The following is a 17,421-nucleotide window of genomic DNA, read 5'->3' as shown; positions in this document are numbered from 1 at the left end:
GGGCTCACAAAATTTAAGACTCGACTAGACTAAAAATTAGTCACTATAATGAAACTTCAAAAGGACCCACTGAGCATGGCAGAAAAGTTTATCAAAATTCAGGCACTGTACGGATTTCTAGAGCTAGAACCCTTCATTTTACTTGGCTGTTTAATCGCCATTACCTGGGTCTTTTATAAATTCTTCTTGCGTGAAGCCAGCGAAGAAAGACATCGCAGCCTGCGCAACCATTTTAAAGTTTTGATCCGCCACTATATTATTTTGAGCTTTTTATTTTTGGCGTTTATTTTCCTGCAAACTTCGGAGGCCCAACTAGCAAGTCTAGCTAAGCTAACCCCCTACATCGCCATTTTGACTTTCATTTGGGGAAACATCGTCTTTGTAAAAACCAGCCGCTTGATCGTGCTGCAATATTTGTTTCTAGGATCGATGAAACATGGAGTGCCTTTACTCCTAGTGAATATCTTTTCTCTGTTACTTTCTATCGTGCTAGTTCTTTGGGGATTAGGCTTTATCTTTAATCTACAGATCGGCCCAATGATCGCAACCTCGGCAGCTGTTTCCGTGATTCTGGGTTTGGCACTTCAGGACACTTTGGGAAATCTTTTTGCTGGCATATCACTGCAGTTAGATCGCAACTTTGAAATCGGCAACTGGCTGGAAATCGTCAACGGTTCCGGAAAAACAGTGGGCCAAGTAAGAGAAATCACCTGGCGCTCAACGACCCTTTTAGGATGGTCTGATGAGTTGATCATTTTACCAAACCGCTTCATGGCCAACGCCACTATTTTCAACTTCTCCCCGCCCGAAAATCCGATAGTTCGTCGCAATGTCTTTAGGCTCGCATACGGGGAAAACGTCACGTTAGCAAAAGAAGTCATTGAAAAAGCCGTAGCAGGAATCGGGGAAATCCGCGGGATCCCTACGCCTTGGGCCTACGTCAGCGACACCACAGAGCACTGGATTGAGCTAAAAGTGATTTATTTCATCGACAGCTATGGTTCGCAATACAACATAGGCGACAAAGTCATGGTTCGCGGCATGGAAGCATTAAATACTGCCGGAGTGAAATTAGCTCGACAAGTCCTTGAGCTATCAGATACAACCGCCAGACCATGACATCGGTTGTAGATTTTAATCATCCCTTAGCAATAAAAATCAGAAAGCAAATCGTCCAAGCCCTTAACGATTTTAACATGATCGAAAACGGCGACAAGGTCATGGTTTGCGTTTCTGGAGGCAAAGACTCTAGCGTTTTATTGGCTTTACTAACAGAAATCCAAAGGCGTTCAGAAAGAAATTTCCAAATCGAAGCCGCCATCCTAGATCAAAAACAACCCGGTTTTGATGCGACAAAATTCAAAACATGGATTGAAAGCCTAGGAGTCAAACTTCACGTCATCGAAAAAGACACTTACTCAATCGTTAAAGAAAAAGTCCAAGGCACAACATATTGCTCACTTTGTTCAAGACTTAGAAGAGCCATTCTTTACGATTATGCCCACGACCGCGGCTTCACAAAACTAGCTTTAGGCCACCATCGTGATGACGTAGTACATACGGCGCTGCTAAACTTATTCTATGTAGGCACAATGGGCGCAATGCCAGCCAAACTAAGAAGCGACGACGAAAGAAATATTCTATTACGTCCGCTAACTTATGTATCTGAAAGAGACATCGAAGAATTAGCAGCAGCCTGGAATTTCCCAATCATCCCGTGCAACCTGTGCGGTTCACAAGATGGCTTAAAACGTGTAAGAGTTAAAAAACTAGTGCGCGACTTAGAAAAAGAAATTCCAAACATTTATGCTTCAATCCAAACAGCGCTTGGAAACATCAAACCAAGCCAACTTATGGACCAAGAACTTTTCGATTTCAAAAATCTAAAAGCAGTATCAGCATCAGATCAAAAGTCCGCTGAACCAACAGAGCCAACTGAAGCAGCTCTACTAGAAGACTCGAAAGTATAACAACATTACGCCGATGCCATTTCCACTACCGCATCGGTAGCGCATCGTGCCTAATAAAATATCATGATTTATTGAAGAAAACTTGGTGGTCTGTACTAGACTCGAACTAGTGACCTCTCCCATGTCAAGGGAACGCGCTACCAACTACGCCAACAGACCAAGAACAACAAAAGTAGCATCCAGGGCGCGCCGACGGCAATCCTGGACGCATAGAGTTAGTGACTGAATATATCCCAATCCTTCAGATTGTACTTCTTAAGGACCTTTTCAAGCTTCCCGCCCTGGCGATTAGACTCAAACCAGTTGTCGATATGACTAGGCAAGTGACCAAAATCAGGCTCTTTAGGATGCGCCACAAGCATCAAGGCATTATACCCGGACAAGGAAGTAGGCTGAACCTCTAACGTCATCAGTTGGCGACGTAAAAGCGTATAGCGAAGTACATTATAATCACCCAGTGCCAAGTCAACACGACGGTCGCCAATCATCTTCATCATACGATCAGCAACGTCACGACCGGTGATTTTCATCGCCTTCTGAAATTCGGTAGGCTGCAGATCTAGTTCTGTTTCATAACCCACGTGAGCAAAAACGATCCGCTTATCACTTAAAGATTCTTTATCAATCAAGCGCACTTTTACTCCAGGAGTAAATAGCGCCCCGGTTGAGATCATCCCTAAACGAGGCCCCGTGATCCGCAAATCAGGCAGGAAACGCACCATCGAAAGCGGAGCTATAATGTAATTCACTTCGCGGTTCTTAAGCGCGCTTAAAAGCTGATCTTGTGGAAGACTTTTAATTTCTAATTTAAAGTTATTCTTCTTGGCAACTTCACTCAAAATGTCATGAACGTATCCGCCCCAAACGCCCGGACCTTGTTCACATAGGTAAGGGCAAATGGCAGTCAATCCCACCTTCACAACAGATTGCTCTTTGGCTGAAAGTTTTGACGGTGGAACTTTTTTAATTTCATCGATCAAAGATTTTTCGCGAGCAGGGGCTATGGGTCTACCCATCCATCCCGGATAATCTTTCAAAGTCTTTTCCGTGATCGGATAAGTCGGAATATAATGGCGTTGAGTGAACGGCTCTTTATTCAAATAAGCAATCACCTTGCGCGCGATCTCACGACCTAATTCTGCACAGAACTGAGCAGAATCAATCACGGTAATGCGTTTGTTTTTAATATTCTCTACCGAAGCTGGATCGCCATCAATCGTGGCTTGGCGAATTTCTTTTCTACCTTTATCCCAAAGTTCTTTTACAACACTAAGCCCGCCACCATCGTTATTGGTGAACAGAACATCAAAGCTATTCTTCTTAGGGAAATCTTTTAAGATTTGCTTACCTGCTTTCTTACCGCTTTCAGGTTCAACAGCTTCATAGCGACCCACAACTTGGAACTTACGCCCCTTGCTGCGAAGAGCATCAAAGAAACCATCCACACGCTCGACGGTCGCAGAAACACGGAAGTATTCAACAACGACGATTTTAATTTCCTGACCTGCAGGGAACAAACTGTCGATGTAAATACCATTATCCCAACCTGCTTGATAGTTATCGCTGGTCACATAGGACGTCATTTTTGCATTCAGGACATATTGGTCATAGACAAAAAGTGGAATATTTAAAGTATTCGCCTCTTGCGCATATTTTGTCAGCGTAGATACATCAGAGGGCTGAATAACGATAGCATCAGGACGAGATTGAACCGCAGACTCAATTTGTGAAATCTGTTTCAGTAAACCTTCACGGCCTTCGCCCGCAATATAGCGAGTTAGAATAATTTTGTTTTTACCTTTGCTTGAAGCGTTATACGCATTGATAACCTCTTCAAAACCTTTACGCATGATCACCTGGCCTTCGATTTTCATGCTCCAATATAGAACTGAAACATTAAAATCTTTGGCCATACCCTCCGCTGCGGCGAAAAGCATGATCAGCAATGAAAATAATCTTAGCATTTTCATCAGTAGCTCTCCTAGCGGTTGAAGATATCCCAATCAGTTAAGTTGTAACTTTTTAAAATTTTATCAAGCTTCCCGGTTTGACGGGCGTTATCGAACCACACACTAAGATGCGCCGGCAGATTTCCAAAATCAGCGCTCTTCGGGTGACTGACTAATGCCAAAGAATTAAATCCAGACATTGAAGTCGGTTGCAATTGAACGTTGAGTTGTGGAGTCTTCGCGATGGTGTAACGAATAACGTTGTAATCACCCAATGCCAAATCCACGCGGTGATCTAAAATCATCTTAATCATTCGATCCGCAACGTCAGCACCGGTTAACTTCATAGCTTTAGAAAAATCCGCTGCTGGAAGATTTAAGTCACTTTCTTGACCTAAGTCCGCAAACACGATTTTTCGTTTCGCCAAAGATTCTTTATCAACGATATCAAGCTTCACCCCTTTAGCGAATAAAGCCCCTGTAAAGCTCACGCCCAATTTCGTATCAGCGATACGAACGTTGTCTAGATAACGAACCAAGTACGCTGGAACGATGATGTAGCTTACTTGGCGAGTTTGCAGTGCTGATACCAGACGAGAATTCGGAAGGCTAACAATTTCAAGGTTGAAGTTATGCATGCGCGAAAGGTCTTTAAGAATATCGTAAAGATATCCACCCCAAACGCCAGGGCCCTTTTCGCACAGATATGGACAGTGCGGAGCCACACCAATCTTTAAAGTCAGGATTTCCTGACTAGAAGACTTAAACGAAGGCAGCATGCTTTTCTTTTCTTCAATTTTGGCTTCGCTTTTCGCCGCTGCCGCGACAGAAGCAATAGGACGACCCATCCAACCTGGATAATCCTTCAATGTTTTTTCAGTGATTGGGAACGTCGGAATAAAATATTTTTGCGGGAATTTTTCGTTATTAAAATGCGCAATCAACTTACGCGCACTTTCACGGCCCATCTCTGCACAGAACTGGGCAGAATCAATATCGGTTTTCTTTGCTTTGATATTTTCAACAGATTCTGGATCGCCATCGACGGTTGCGTAACGCATTTCACGACGGCCTTTTTCCCAAAGAGTTTTAATGATCGTCAAACCACCGCCGTCATTCACGGTGAAGAAAGCATCGACACTGGCTTTTTCTGGGAAGTCTTGAAGGAATTGTTTAACAGCGATCGCACCCGAACCAGGATCCACCGCATTGTAGCGCTTAAGAACCACAAACTTACGACCCTTTTCGCGAAGAGCATCAAAGAATCCATCAACACGCTCTGTTGTTGACGACACTGGTGGATATTCAAACACCACCAAACGAATTTCTTTCCCCTTTGGGAACAAGCTATCAATGTACTGGCCATTGTCCCAACCGGCTTGGTAGTTATCACTTGTTACATAGGAAGTGATTTTTCCATCCAAGATGTATTGGTCATAAAGAAAAATAGGAATGTTCAGCGAGTTTGCTTTTTGCAAACCCTTAGTCAAAGTTGAATTATCAGTCGGCTGAATGACAATCGCCGCCGGTTTTTTCTTAATCGCATCTTCAAACTGACCGATTTGTTTTAAGATGCCGGGACGACCTTCCCCAGCAACGTACGGAATCAGTTTGATTTGATTTGTCGGATTTTTTTTGTTGTAAGCTTCAATCTCTTCTTCAAAACCTTTACGCATGGCTACTTGGCCACCGATCTTCATACTCCAATAAAGAATCGGCACTTCTAATGTTTTTGCAAAAGAAGTAACGTTAAAAAACAATAACAAGATTAGTAGGGAAATATTCGATTTTCTCATTCCCCAAACATATCTAAGAACTGCTAAATATCTAAGAAGAGTTTCTTTATCTTATAATTTTTTTTAGCACTGATGACAAAACACATTGGCCCTACGTCACCGTAATACCAAGCCAAACTTGTTTAGCAAAACCCTAGACTGCTTCACTCATCTAGTATAATTCAACTCTATCGTTTTCTTTGAAGCCCGATCCCGAATGAATAACAGCAATGGCGCCGTCATTTCCAAAGTAGCTGATAACTTCTAACGTCCCTTTCAGCCGACCAGGAACGCGTCCAATGTGACCACCACTTTCTGGATCATATACATCATCACCATCTTCAGTGACCTTCAATAAATCACCCACTTGCAGACCAGAGATGCGTCCAACATTTAGATAAAGTCGGTCACCGTTAATGGCCGCAATTCTGCCTTCCCAAGCGACTTTATCCAAAGAACTTAAAACCTGCGGAGTAAAATCCAAGAACGCATCCTTCACAATGACTTCAATCATCTCGGGATTGTTAGCTAAGAATTTATCTGTTTCAACTCGTTCACCAACGCGAGTCCCTTGTTCTTCCACCGTCACAGTTTTCACCGTATTAAAGACTTCGCGCCCACCCCGACCGGTAACAACACGCACTTGTGCGACAACTTCAAAAGCCGTTGTTAAGTGACGAACAATACCAACATTATCTGCTTTTCTTTTAATACGAATATCGATGATTTTACCTTCAAGCACAGCGGTAACACCTAAGCTTTGCGCGGCCTTAGCAACTTCGGGAAGTTTGTACTGACCACCTTCCATCATCTTGCTTAAATCAACATTCAATTCGCGACTTTCTAAGGCAATAACTTCACCAGAACGGTTCAAGTCAGCGATAAAAGCCTTTCGCGCTTTTTCTCTGAATTCAGGGGCGCGCTTTTCGTCTTTATCTAAGAACGGCAACACCATCAATCGCTTGCGAGGTGAAGAATCATCTCTGCGTGCTTCATAGTTCACATCTTTCACTTCACGGCGCACCGTGGGTGAACTGCGATCAATGACCGCACAAGCAGCAAGACCAAGAAGACTGAATGTAAGAATTAAATTTTTAATCATTGAAGCCTCCTACGGCGCCCACTTTAAAACAATTTCGTCTCGACCTTCAGACACTTTCGCAAGCTTTTTACCATTCACATCCAAAGCCTCAATTTTTGCTAACAGCTCGGCTGCCGGGATCGAAGCGTCAAGTTCAAAACTGACAGAATCAGAGCTGATCAGACGTTCACGAATGTTTTTAACTTGCGTGATTTGCGAACGGATTTTTTCTTTTAAGACTTCCGTTTGCGGCAAAGGACTGTGACCTGTGATCTTCATGCGAATAACAGAAGTATTCAGTGATCCCCGTTGCCAAGCTTCTAAAACTTGCGATGACAGATCATTGGCCGTCGCTTCGGCCACTTCCCGAAGTTTTCTATCAATAGCTGCTTCCTGGGTGCCAGACTCTGTTTCATAGCGGCGAGACACGTCGGCAATGGCGCGGCTGTTACTGACCTGCAAAGCCGTCATGCGAATTTCGATGCGATAGTTGTTTTCTTTTTCACCTTTATGAAGGCTGATTTGACCATCAATCAACAATGGAGCATTAAACATCTGCGCAAAGAATTGAGCATCTTCACCAGACACTTTTTCAGAGTGGAAATCTGAAGGCACACTTGCTATCAAACCTGCTTCAATTGGCTTTACTAGATAAAAGTTATTCTTTTGAAAAGCACCACGAAGGGCATCTTCAACTAAACGCGCCTCTTTCACCAAAAACGCCTGATCTTGAGTTTTATCTGACGGAATCCACCAACGATAGCTATGGCCCTTTACTTTATCCGACCATGTGATCACTGGCAGAACTACCGGGATCGCATCGTTTTCGTTTAATAAAGCACTGTTTTGCAAAAGTTGTTTTAAGTCGCGCAATGAAACTTTCAAAGACACCGACATTTTAAACTCTTCACCCTCTTGGGCGATCTCTGACGTCTTTGCAAAAGGAATATAACGTTGGGAATTGCGAATCACTCGCGATTGAATTAAAGACTTATTCTTAGCAAAGCGCTCTTCACCAATAAGTTCTTTAATAAGATCTTCAGAAACTTTTTGCGAAGCCTGATCTTGAATATCTCGTTTAGCCCCTTGCGGAGTTGTCTGTTTGGACACTCCGGAAAAGGTTCTATCGATCAGTTCATCTTGTTGTGCTTTTGCAGGACTATTTAAGAAAAAAATCAAAGCTGCTGTCACTATCAAAGCAAAACGCATTACTAACTCCTCAGTTCAATAAAGTCCGTTCGTCCAAAGGCAGAGTGAATTCCTTCAAAGAAATCATTGTTAATACTCACACCCGTTGCATCTTCCAGTTCCATCAAAATGCGGCGGCTTACCTCTGGCATCTCGATTTCTAAACTGACCGATGTGGTCCCTGGATGATCCTTCATTAAAGAGTGTAAGCGCGGGTAATCCTCAGGGGCAATCTTATCTAAGCGCAAAACCATACGTTTCGTCTTTTTTAGGATATCTTCTAGCGGCGAAACGGTATCGACCATGATTTTGGCAGAACCTTCTTCAACCTCAAGACCCCCACCAATAAGAGCAGGCCTTTCATCGCGGAGCTGCATTTCAAAACGCGCATAGGCGTCAGGGAAAATAACAAGCTCGCAAGCTCCCGTTAAATCTTCAATCTTAGCAAAGGCCATGCGGCTGCCTTTTTTAGTGATCAACTCACGCATTTCCGTGATAAGGCCCGCGACAACCACGCGCTTTTTACCAGCATCGCGGTTTTTCCAATCTTTTTTAGCGGCTTTTAAAGCTTCCGCTTCTGGTGAACCTGGAGCTGGCATTTGCGCTGGCAAATCAATGACCTTACAAGTCGCCCAAAGCTCTGAAAGCGTATCAAAACCTTTTAACGGGTGATCACTTAAGTAAAAACCAATGACTTCTTTTTCGTAGGCTAAAGATGCTGTACGAGTCCAAGGTTTGCATTCTTCAAGTTTCACCACAGTTTCAGTTGAAGGACCTAGATCAAACAACGAAGACTGACCAAGTTCGCGATCTTTTTGCAAGCCCTGGGCTCGATCAAGATATTTTTGATAACCACCCATCAACTGGGCACGGTGACCACCGAAACCATCAAAAGCCCCGGCTTTAATCAAACACTCAATAACCTTCTTATTCACACGACGTAAATCCACCGTATTAAAGAATTCATCTAACGAGTTAAACTTTTTATCAGGCAGGCTGTTGCGAGCTTCAATAATCGCTTGAACCGCATTTTCCCCCACACCTTTGATACCACCTAAACCGAAATAAATTTCGTCGCCATGGGCTTCAAAAAGATAATCAGAGAAGTTCACATGGGGAGGTTTTACAACCAAGCCTCTTTTCGCTGCGTCTTTAGAATACTTAACGATTTTATCTGTATCAGATAACTCCGTTGATAAAAGGGCTGCGAAGAATTCGACTGGATAGTGACACTTAATCCAAGCGGTCTGCAAAGTAACAACCGAATAGGCAGCGGCATGGGATTTATTAAAACCGTAGTCGGCAAACTTATACATCAGATCAAATAGATCCGATGATTTTTCTTTGTTGTGCCCCCGTTCAACCGCACCCTTCATGAATCTTTCACGGTGCTGATCCATTTCCTCTTTGATCTTTTTACCCATCGCACGACGAAGCATGTCCGCTTCACCTAACGAATAACCAGCGATCTTAGAGGCGATACCCATAACCTGTTCTTGGTAGACCATGATACCGTAGGTCTCTGATAAGACTTCTTTGGTATCATCTAGAAGATATTCAACTGGTGCTTTTCCGTGCTTACGATCAGTAAAGTCAGGAATATTCGCCATCGGACCTGGGCGATAAAGTGAAGTGATCGCGGTGATATCTGCAAAACTTGATGGACGGATTTTTCTAGTGGCATCGGTGATACCTTCACCCTCGAACTGGAACACCCCAGCGGTATCCCCGCGGGACATCATTTCGAAAGTGGCAGCATCCGTCATCGGGATTTCGTGGGCTTTAATTACTTTGCCACGATTTTTTTCAATCAGTTTTAAAGCATGATTGATATGAGTCAGAGTTTTTAATCCCAAGAAGTCGAACTTAATCAGACCAATCTTTTCGGCATGCTTCATATCGTACTGAACTACTTGCTCGCCCTCAGCCCCTTGGTAAAGAGGTGCATGGCGTACAAGTTGCCCATCGGCGATGATAACCCCGGCGGCATGGATACCGGCATTGCGGACCATACCTTCCACACGTTGAGCTAAATCCATCATGGTGCCCACAGTAGGATTCATTTCCATCAATTCGCGCAGACGAGGTTCAGCTTCTAAAGAATCTTTTAAGTTGATACCCAATTTATCTGGGATCAGGGAAGTCACCGCGTTTACTTCTGGGAACGTCATTCCTAGCACACGGCCCACGTCCTTAATCGCAGCGCGGGTTTGCAACTTACCGTAGGTGATAATTTGCGATACGGATTCTTGACCGTATTTTTTCGTCACATACTCGATCACTTCTTGACGACGGAATTGACAGAAGTCGATATCGAAGTCGGGCATCGAGATACGTTCTGGATTTAAGAAACGTTCAAACAGCAGGAAATTCGGTAATGGATCTAAATCAGTAATACGCAAACTATAAGCAACCAAGGAACCCGCACCGGATCCACGACCAGGCCCCACTGGGATGTCATTCATTTTCGCCCAGTTGATGAAATCTTGGACGATAAGGAAGTAACCATTAAAGCCCATGCGATCAATGATGCTAAGTTCATAATCTAAGCGCTTAAAGTATTCTGGCTTTTTATCTTCAGGAATCGTTTCACCGCGGGCCGCGGCTTCTAAGAAACGCTGCTCTAAACCGGCTTTGGATTTTTTGGCGATTTCTTCAGCTAACGTCGCGCCGTTTTCCGTTGGGAAAGTGGGCAAGTGATAAATAGGTTTACCCTTATCATCCTTGATTTTAAATTTAACGTCGCAACGTTCAGCCACTTGCAAAGTGTTGCTGATAGCTTCAGGAACATCCGCGAAAAGTTCCCGCATTTGTTCTGCAGTTTTAAAATAAAACTCATCGCTGCCAAGACGGAATCGAGATTCATCACTTAAAGTTTTATTCGTTCCGATACAGATCAATACCTCTTGAGTTAATTGATCATCTTGAGTCATGTAATGAATGTCATTACTTGCGACAATAGGAACGCCCGTGATTTTTGAAGCCTCCATTAAAAACGGATTGATTTGATCCCACTGAGGCAGACCCGTTCTGCACATTTCTAAATACAGACGATCATCGAAAATTTCTTTGAGCTGGCGAATTTTTGCTAAGGCCGCATCCGCACCTTCACGCAAGAAAGCTTCAGCTACTTCGCCACGCAAGCCGCCCGTTAAACAGATCAGATTTTGATTATATTCTTTGATAACTTCATAATCGATTCTTGGTTTCCAATAAAAACCTTCTTGGTAACCAAGGGTCGATAGTTTTGAAAGATTGCGATAACCTTCAATGTTTTGCGCCAAGAAAACCAAACGGCGCGGCCCCATATTCACTTGATCGCGATCTTGCTTTTTTTCATGACGTGAACCTGGGGCTAAATAAGCATCCAAACCCAAAATAGGTTTCACGTTGTTGTCTTTGCAGGCGAAATAGAATTCCGCAGCGCCAAACATGTTGCCATTGTCAGTCAAAGCAACTGCAGGCATTCCCGCCGCCGCTGCTTTTTTAGCAATAGCTTTTACTCGGCAAGCCGCTTCTAATAAAGAGTATTCAGAGTGAACGTGTAAGTGTACAAAAGACATGACAATTTCATATCTTAGGCCTCTTTTTTATTCAATAAAAGGGGGGTCTAGGGTGCTGCGTTAATAGAAACTCCATCAGGGATTTCTGCGGCACTCAAATCAAACTTATCCCCTTTGACTGGAATCTTCACAGTTTTTTCTCCCATGCCTGCATCAAGGGTGATTTTGAGGATTACTCCCAAAATTTGCGCCGGGTCTTTGACTCCATCGATATTCCATAAAGTGATTTTATTGCCGCGGAATTCGATCTTATCGCTGTCTGGCACCGTCGTATCAGGCTCCCAGGAAATATCAAGAACGCTGATGCCATTTCCAGCAGCAACTTCCATATCTATTTGCAGTCTTTGTTTTTGCGATTCTACTGCGTATTTAACAAGCAATGCTGCCTGCTTACCTGGCGCTGGGGCTACGAAATCACGATCGCGGGTGCTATCTTGTGAAATCATTCCTATAAAACGCGGGCGAAGATCTGAATTAGGAATTTCCAAAGTAAAAGGCTGAGTGACTTTGTCTTCCCAAGCAAAGTCGTTAAAGGACATGATCAACTTGCCGGTTTCTAAATCATAAAGTCTATATCCCGTCATCTCTGCACAACAACCCGCCAAAGCAGTCACTAGCACTGGAAACTCTTCGTGCACGAAAAGATCTGTTGCTTGCTCGGTTTTTCCCCACAGAACTTTCTCAAGCTTTGCGCCTTTCCTTACGCTCCAAGAAACCTGACCGCCGGTTCCTTCAGCATCAAGATAAGTCGTCACGGTTTTATTAGAAGAAACTAAAAATAATTCTTCACCACCCGCAGGTAAGAACTTTCTAAATAAATCATAAGAATGAGACGTGCGCACAGCTCTGCGCGTGCCATTTTCATCTAGGAATAATTTAAAACTATTTACACCTGACGTTTGATACAGCAACTGACTTGCTGCCGCCGCCGATAAAACAAAAAGTAAAATGATTGAGAAGAAAAATTTTGGTGATTGGATGTGCTTTAGAATTTTCATTCTCAGAAAACTAGCAAGCACATCCTATATTGATGAGTTACAAAAGGGACATTACTTAAGGTTAATTACTCCCACTCAATAGTGCCCGGAGGTTTACTAGTCACATCATAAACGACGCGATTCACTCCTTTGACTTTATTGGTGATCAAATTTGAAACCTCACTTAAAAACTTAAAGTCAAATGGATACCAGTCCGCTGTCATCCCATCACTGGAAGTCACCGCACGCAATGCCAACACGTGATCATAGGTTCTAGCATCCCCTTGCACGCCCACAGTTTTTACCGGCAAAAGAACACAGAACGCTTGCCAGATGTTATCATAAAGACCGCGACGACGAAGCTCTGAGATATAAACATCATCTGCTTCTTTAAGTATTTTCAATTTCTCTTCAGTGACTTCACCTAACACTCGAATTGCTAGACCCGGACCTGGGAAAGGGTGGCGCCACAACATTTCGCGAGGCAAACTAAGCTGCGCACCCAAAGCACGAACTTCATCTTTAAAAAGTTCACGGACGGGCTCAACTAGTCCTAACTTCATTTTTTCTGGAAGACCACCTACATTGTGATGGGACTTGATCGTGACACTGCCACCGACAGATGACACGCTTTCAATCACATCTGGATACAATGTCCCTTGCGCCAGCCACTTTATTGGCAAGGCGTGATCGTAACTTTTATCAAAGACTTCAATGAAAACGCGACCGATGGTTTTACGTTTGTCTTCAGGATCTTCTTTGCCTTTAAGTTCACTTAAAAACTCTTGGGAAGCATTCACACCTTTCACATTTAAACCAATGCGGTGATAGCTTTCCAAAACATTTTCAAATTCATTTTTTCTTAATAGACCATTATCAACAAAAACACAGTGAACGCGATTAGCACCCAGTGCTTTTGTCAACAGTGTCGCCACAACCGTTGAATCAACACCACCGCTTAAACCCACTAGGACATGGTCCGTAGGTCCCACTTTTTCTTGAACTTCTTTAATCAAAATATCTTTAATATGAGGAGCATCCCAATCAGCAGGGGCTGCGCACATTTCGCTAGCAAAGTATTTTAATAAATCATTTCCATGATCTGTGTGCGCAACCTCAGGATGGAATTGAACTGCGAGCACACCAGGTCCACGCATGGCTGCGGGATGGTTGCTTTCAGAAACACCGATGACTTCAAAATCTTTTGGTGGAACTTCAACAACGTCACCGTGACTCATCCAGACTTTTTGTTTCTCGGGAACGCCTTTTACGACGGAAGTCCATGTTACATAATTTAAGCCGTACTCACGGTGTTCAGCCTTCGTCACTTTGCCACCCAGTTGGTGAGCAAGAAGCTGCATTCCATAACACACAGCCATTAAAGGACTTATGTTACGAAGTTCGGCGACATCTCTTAATGGAGAACCTGATTCATAAACTGAATTCGGCCCGCCACTTAATATAATTCCATAGGGATTTTTCTTACGAATTTCTTCTGTGGGATAGTTATAGGCGTGAATTTCTGAATAATACCCCAGTTCACGTAGACGTCTTGCGATCAGTTGAGTGAACTGAGAACCAAAATCTAAAATAATAAATCCGCGCATCCTTAAGACTCCAATCGATAGTTTGGAGCTTCTTTGGTGATGCTAACATCGTGCACGTGGGATTCACGAAGCCCCATGGCTGTGATTCTTACGAAGCGCGCTTTAGCTTGAAGTTCATCAATATTGCGAGCACCCAAATATCCCATGCCGGATTTTAGACCCCCAACAAGTTGATGAATGATTCCAGAGGCAGCACCCTTGTAGGCCACTTTGCCTTCGATACCTTCAGGAACTAACTTTTCACTTTCTTCAACGTCCATCTGACCGTACCGATCTTTTGAACCGCGAGACATAGCACCAATACTTCCCATACCGCGATAAACTTTATATGTACGGCCTTGGAATAAAATTGTTTCCCCAGGGGACTCTTCAGCACCGGCTAAAAGATTTCCGATCATCACTGAGTTTGCACCCAGAGCTAAGGCCTTTGTGATGTCGCCAGAAAACTTTATACCACCGTCAGCGATGATGGTTTTTCCGCGGGACTTGGCAGCCTTGGCGCATTCAACCACCGCAGAAATTTGCGGCATACCAACGCCCGCCACAACGCGCGTGGTACAAATACTTCCTGGCCCAACGCCGACCTTAACAATTTCAGCACCAGCATCAAGCAACGCAAGCGTGCCTTCAGCAGTCACCACGTTTCCGGCAACTAAAATAACGTCTTTATGTTTCTGTGTGATGTACTTCACCATTTCAACCACGTTTTTAGAATGGCCGTGGGCGGTATCGACACAAAGAACGTCAACCTTAGCTGCAACTAGGGCATCAGCGCGATCTCTGGAATCGGCCCCAACACCAATCGCAGCACCTACAAACAAACGACCATGTTCGTCTTTTGTGGCTTGCGGATAATTTTTTGCCTTTTCGATATCCTTAATCGTGATAAGACCTTTTAATTTTCCCTTATCATCAACCACCGGCAATTTTTCAATGCGGTGTTGTTGCAAAATCTTTTTTGCTTCATCTAAAGTCGTACCCATTTTCGCTGTGACTAGATTTTCTTTCGTCATCAAGTTGCGAATAGGTTGATTGAAATTTTCTTCAAAACGCAGATCACGGTTAGTTAAGATACCAACCAACGTGCCATCGACAGTTACCGGCACTCCACTGATAGAATATTTTTCCATCAGCAAAACCGCTTCTTCAACAAGGTGATCGGGACCTAAAGTGATAGGATCGGTGATCATGCCTGACTCGTATTTTTTTACTTTTTCAACTTCAAGGGCCTGTTTTTCAATATCGAAATTTTTGTGAATGATTCCCAAGCCACCGTTTTGCGCCATCACCCGGGCAATGCGGTGCTCAGTCACGGTGTCCATGGCTGCAGAAATAACCGGCGTGTTTAAATACTTTCCGCGAGCAAACAAGGATCGCGGAATCACTTCAGTCGGCGTAATTTCAGAATATTGGGGAAGTAAAAGGATATCATCAAAGGTTAAAGCGTAGGGTGCTTCCATTTAGAGTCTCCAAAGAGCAGGGTTTCTTCATTCTGAATCTAAAAATCTTGGAGTTCAATGTTTAACTCTGTCAGGAATCTGTTAGCCTTATGCTTCTTCTTCGTACCAGCTCTTATAAAGTAAATAGTTGTCAGCGGATTTTTCTAAAAGGCCTACTTCTTCATCCGTCAAAGCACGTTTCACTTTTGCAGGGCGTCCAACCACCAAACTGCGTGGAGGAATTTCAGTGCCCTCGGTTAAAAGCGAACCAGCGCCAATAAGACAATGCTCACCCACTTTAACCCCGTCCATTAAGATTGAGCCCATACCCACCAGGGTCGCGCGACCAACTTCGCATCCGTGAAGCATGACAAGGTGTCCAATGGTCACGCGATCATGCAAAGTCGTTCCATATTTTCCGTAGGTTCCATGAATGACAGCTCCGTCTTGCACATTCACTTCTTTACCAATGCGAATAGGCATAACATCGCCGCGAATAGTAACGTTATACCAAATGGAAGAACCCTTGCCGATTTCTACGTCACTGATGATTCGCGCGTTGTCGGCAATGAAAACATCTTCAGCTAATACAGGACTGATACCACGGGCTCTGACTAAGGGTTCGCTCATAAAGACCTCACTGAATTAGAAAATCTACGATGCCTTAATTTATTAGGCAACGCCAGATCTTTGATGCCTTACAGAACCCTTCGCATTAACAATCAACAAATCTTCAATTTCATCTTTTTTATTCATGCCATCCTTATAACCAATATCAATCAACTGTCGGCAATAAGTGGGAGTGAACAATAAATAACTTAACATTTCACCTGATTCATCTAAAGATCCGGGGCCTTTTAGTAGGTAACGAATAATCCGCGGCAATTCCCCGCCTCGATGGGCCGCAAGTTCAGCAAAGTCCACTGACGGGGATATCCATAAATTCTCTACCACCTTCATCCCTGCTTTGTGCCTGTCGCTAGGACTTAGCAGACGATAACCTTTGTTGATGGATTCCATACGATGAATATCAGATTCTAAACCATCCATCATCACGGCATTCATCAGGGCATTGGCAATTGTTGAAACTGTGGGAAATTTTTTTGTTTTCTGGTGGTGATAACTTTGAATTGTCGATTGTGAACTGCGCACCCCAATCGCTAATATTCGCGAAGCCCCCATATATATTCCAGGCCCGCACGGTGACTGATTGCGGATGCAACCGTCTCCGTAAAAATCATTGCCAATTTTAATAGGAGGAAACAAAAGCGGAATAGCAGAAGATGCCATAACGTGGTGGGTGGCAAGTTGAGTGCGAACACCTTGATGCATTCCCTTTTGCCAAACCTTTACACTCGGGTGAGCTTGAAAGAAATTAACCGTGGAAACATTGTGGTAATCCATCGCAGAAACACAAATCCCCCGTAATTTTCCTGAATCTATTTTTCTGTCAATTTCAGAAAAATCACAAAGTTCAGAAATCAAATTATTAAGCGGATGAGTACTTAGTAAGGATCTTAATGAGGATTCTTTTTTAGAACCGCCTAAGGATAATTCCTGCATCCATTGCAATCCCCCACGGGATAGTGCCATCAAATCCGCATAAAAAACCTGATCACTTTCAAGGTGACTCCATAGATCGACAAGTCTATTGACTCCGTCTATAAAGTTGCCTGGCTGCCCAGTCATCATGCAAACGTTGATGGAGCCAGCGCTAACCCCTGAATAAATTTGGAATGGATCTTCTATGCGTAATTTAGAACAAATGCGGGCCACAGCCGAAAGAACTCCGGCTTGATAGGCGCCACGGGCGCCCCCACCTGATAAGACGAGTGCCACCTGTTCCATGGGAAATCCCCTTGGTTAACAGCA

The 17,421-nt window shown here is 43.7% G+C and carries 12 protein-coding genes and 1 tRNA gene; 2 read left to right on the top strand and 11 right to left on the bottom strand.

Annotated elements, in window-relative coordinates; translation table 11 throughout:
- The first annotated feature begins 48 nt into the window (after nt 1–48).
- Together MNR06_RS03200 and ttcA are read left to right on the top strand one after the other, a co-directional pair.
- Entirely contained in the window at nt 49–1,119 is a 1,071-nt protein-coding gene (locus MNR06_RS03200; protein WP_243538578.1) for a mechanosensitive ion channel family protein, read from the top strand.
- Nucleotides 1,116–1,970, top strand: coding sequence for a tRNA 2-thiocytidine(32) synthetase TtcA (ttcA, locus tag MNR06_RS03195; protein ID WP_243538577.1), 855 nt, complete (start codon nt 1,116–1,118; stop codon nt 1,968–1,970). The genes MNR06_RS03200 and ttcA overlap by 4 nt, the downstream gene beginning before the upstream one ends.
- Before the next feature lie 83 nt (nt 1,971–2,053).
- Here the strand turns inward: ttcA and MNR06_RS03190 are convergent.
- The 11 genes from MNR06_RS03190 to MNR06_RS03140 all read right to left on the bottom strand — a co-directional run bounded on the left by MNR06_RS03190 (nt 2,054) and on the right by MNR06_RS03140 (nt 17,397).
- A tRNA-Val gene (locus tag MNR06_RS03190) sits at nt 2,054–2,129 on the bottom strand.
- A gap of 56 nt (nt 2,130–2,185) precedes the next feature.
- Complete coding sequence (locus MNR06_RS03185) at nt 2,186–3,940, bottom strand: substrate-binding domain-containing protein (protein ID WP_243538576.1); 1,755 nt, start codon at nt 3,938–3,940, stop codon at nt 2,186–2,188.
- An 11-nt stretch (nt 3,941–3,951) separates the two neighbouring features.
- Complete coding sequence (locus tag MNR06_RS03180; RefSeq protein WP_243538575.1) at nt 3,952–5,715, bottom strand: substrate-binding domain-containing protein; 1,764 nt, start codon at nt 5,713–5,715, stop codon at nt 3,952–3,954.
- 151 nt (nt 5,716–5,866) lie between these two features.
- Nucleotides 5,867–6,796 (bottom strand): hypothetical protein, encoded by a 930-nt coding sequence (locus MNR06_RS03175; protein WP_243538574.1) that lies wholly within the window; start codon nt 6,794–6,796, stop codon nt 5,867–5,869.
- Nucleotides 6,797–6,805: 9 nt separating this feature from the next.
- Complete coding sequence (locus MNR06_RS03170) at nt 6,806–7,984, bottom strand: hypothetical protein (protein ID WP_243538573.1); 1,179 nt, start codon at nt 7,982–7,984, stop codon at nt 6,806–6,808.
- Between the two features lie 2 nt (nt 7,985–7,986).
- A complete protein-coding gene (dnaE, locus tag MNR06_RS03165; RefSeq protein WP_243538572.1) occupies nt 7,987–11,526 on the bottom strand; it encodes a DNA polymerase III subunit alpha in 3,540 nt (1,179 codons plus the stop codon).
- Nucleotides 11,527–11,573: 47 nt separating this feature from the next.
- Complete coding sequence (locus MNR06_RS03160; protein WP_243538571.1) at nt 11,574–12,524, bottom strand: hypothetical protein; 951 nt, start codon at nt 12,522–12,524, stop codon at nt 11,574–11,576.
- Between the two features lie 65 nt (nt 12,525–12,589).
- Entirely contained in the window at nt 12,590–14,110 is a 1,521-nt protein-coding gene (guaA, locus tag MNR06_RS03155; protein ID WP_243538570.1) for a glutamine-hydrolyzing GMP synthase, read from the bottom strand.
- Nucleotides 14,111–14,112: 2 nt separating this feature from the next.
- Nucleotides 14,113–15,570 (bottom strand): IMP dehydrogenase, encoded by a 1,458-nt coding sequence (guaB, locus tag MNR06_RS03150; RefSeq protein WP_243538569.1) that lies wholly within the window; start codon nt 15,568–15,570, stop codon nt 14,113–14,115.
- A gap of 87 nt (nt 15,571–15,657) precedes the next feature.
- Entirely contained in the window at nt 15,658–16,179 is a 522-nt protein-coding gene (locus tag MNR06_RS03145; RefSeq protein WP_243538568.1) for a gamma carbonic anhydrase family protein, read from the bottom strand.
- 42 nt (nt 16,180–16,221) lie between these two features.
- Nucleotides 16,222–17,397: a patatin-like phospholipase family protein gene (locus tag MNR06_RS03140; RefSeq protein ID WP_243538567.1), complete on the bottom strand. Its 1,176-nt coding sequence runs from the start codon at nt 17,395–17,397 to the stop codon at nt 16,222–16,224.
- Between the last annotated feature and the right edge of the window lie 24 nt (nt 17,398–17,421).

This window comes from Bdellovibrio reynosensis, from assembly GCF_022814725.1.
Taxonomy (GTDB): domain Bacteria; phylum Bdellovibrionota; class Bdellovibrionia; order Bdellovibrionales; family Bdellovibrionaceae; genus Bdellovibrio; species Bdellovibrio reynosensis.
This window is presented reverse-complemented; position numbering and strand designations above follow the sequence as displayed.

Excerpts from the sequence above, each read along its gene's own strand:
- MNR06_RS03200 (WP_243538578.1), top strand. The coding sequence starts at position 49 with ATGAAACTTCAAAAGGACCCACTGAGCATGGCAGAAAAGTTTATCAAA.
- ttcA (WP_243538577.1), top strand. The coding sequence starts at position 1,116 with ATGACATCGGTTGTAGATTTTAATCATCCCTTAGCAATAAAAATCAGA.
- MNR06_RS03185 (WP_243538576.1), bottom strand. The coding sequence starts at position 3,940 with ATGAAAATGCTAAGATTATTTTCATTGCTGATCATGCTTTTCGCCGCA.
- MNR06_RS03180 (WP_243538575.1), bottom strand. The coding sequence starts at position 5,715 with ATGAGAAAATCGAATATTTCCCTACTAATCTTGTTATTGTTTTTTAAC.
- MNR06_RS03175 (WP_243538574.1), bottom strand. The coding sequence starts at position 6,796 with ATGATTAAAAATTTAATTCTTACATTCAGTCTTCTTGGTCTTGCTGCT.
- MNR06_RS03170 (WP_243538573.1), bottom strand. The coding sequence starts at position 7,984 with ATGCGTTTTGCTTTGATAGTGACAGCAGCTTTGATTTTTTTCTTAAAT.
- dnaE (WP_243538572.1), bottom strand. The coding sequence starts at position 11,526 with ATGTCTTTTGTACACTTACACGTTCACTCTGAATACTCTTTATTAGAA.
- MNR06_RS03160 (WP_243538571.1), bottom strand. The coding sequence starts at position 12,524 with ATGAAAATTCTAAAGCACATCCAATCACCAAAATTTTTCTTCTCAATC.
- guaA (WP_243538570.1), bottom strand. The coding sequence starts at position 14,110 with ATGCGCGGATTTATTATTTTAGATTTTGGTTCTCAGTTCACTCAACTG.
- guaB (WP_243538569.1), bottom strand. The coding sequence starts at position 15,570 with ATGGAAGCACCCTACGCTTTAACCTTTGATGATATCCTTTTACTTCCC.
- MNR06_RS03145 (WP_243538568.1), bottom strand. The coding sequence starts at position 16,179 with ATGAGCGAACCCTTAGTCAGAGCCCGTGGTATCAGTCCTGTATTAGCT.
- MNR06_RS03140 (WP_243538567.1), bottom strand. The coding sequence starts at position 17,397 with ATGGAACAGGTGGCACTCGTCTTATCAGGTGGGGGCGCCCGTGGCGCC.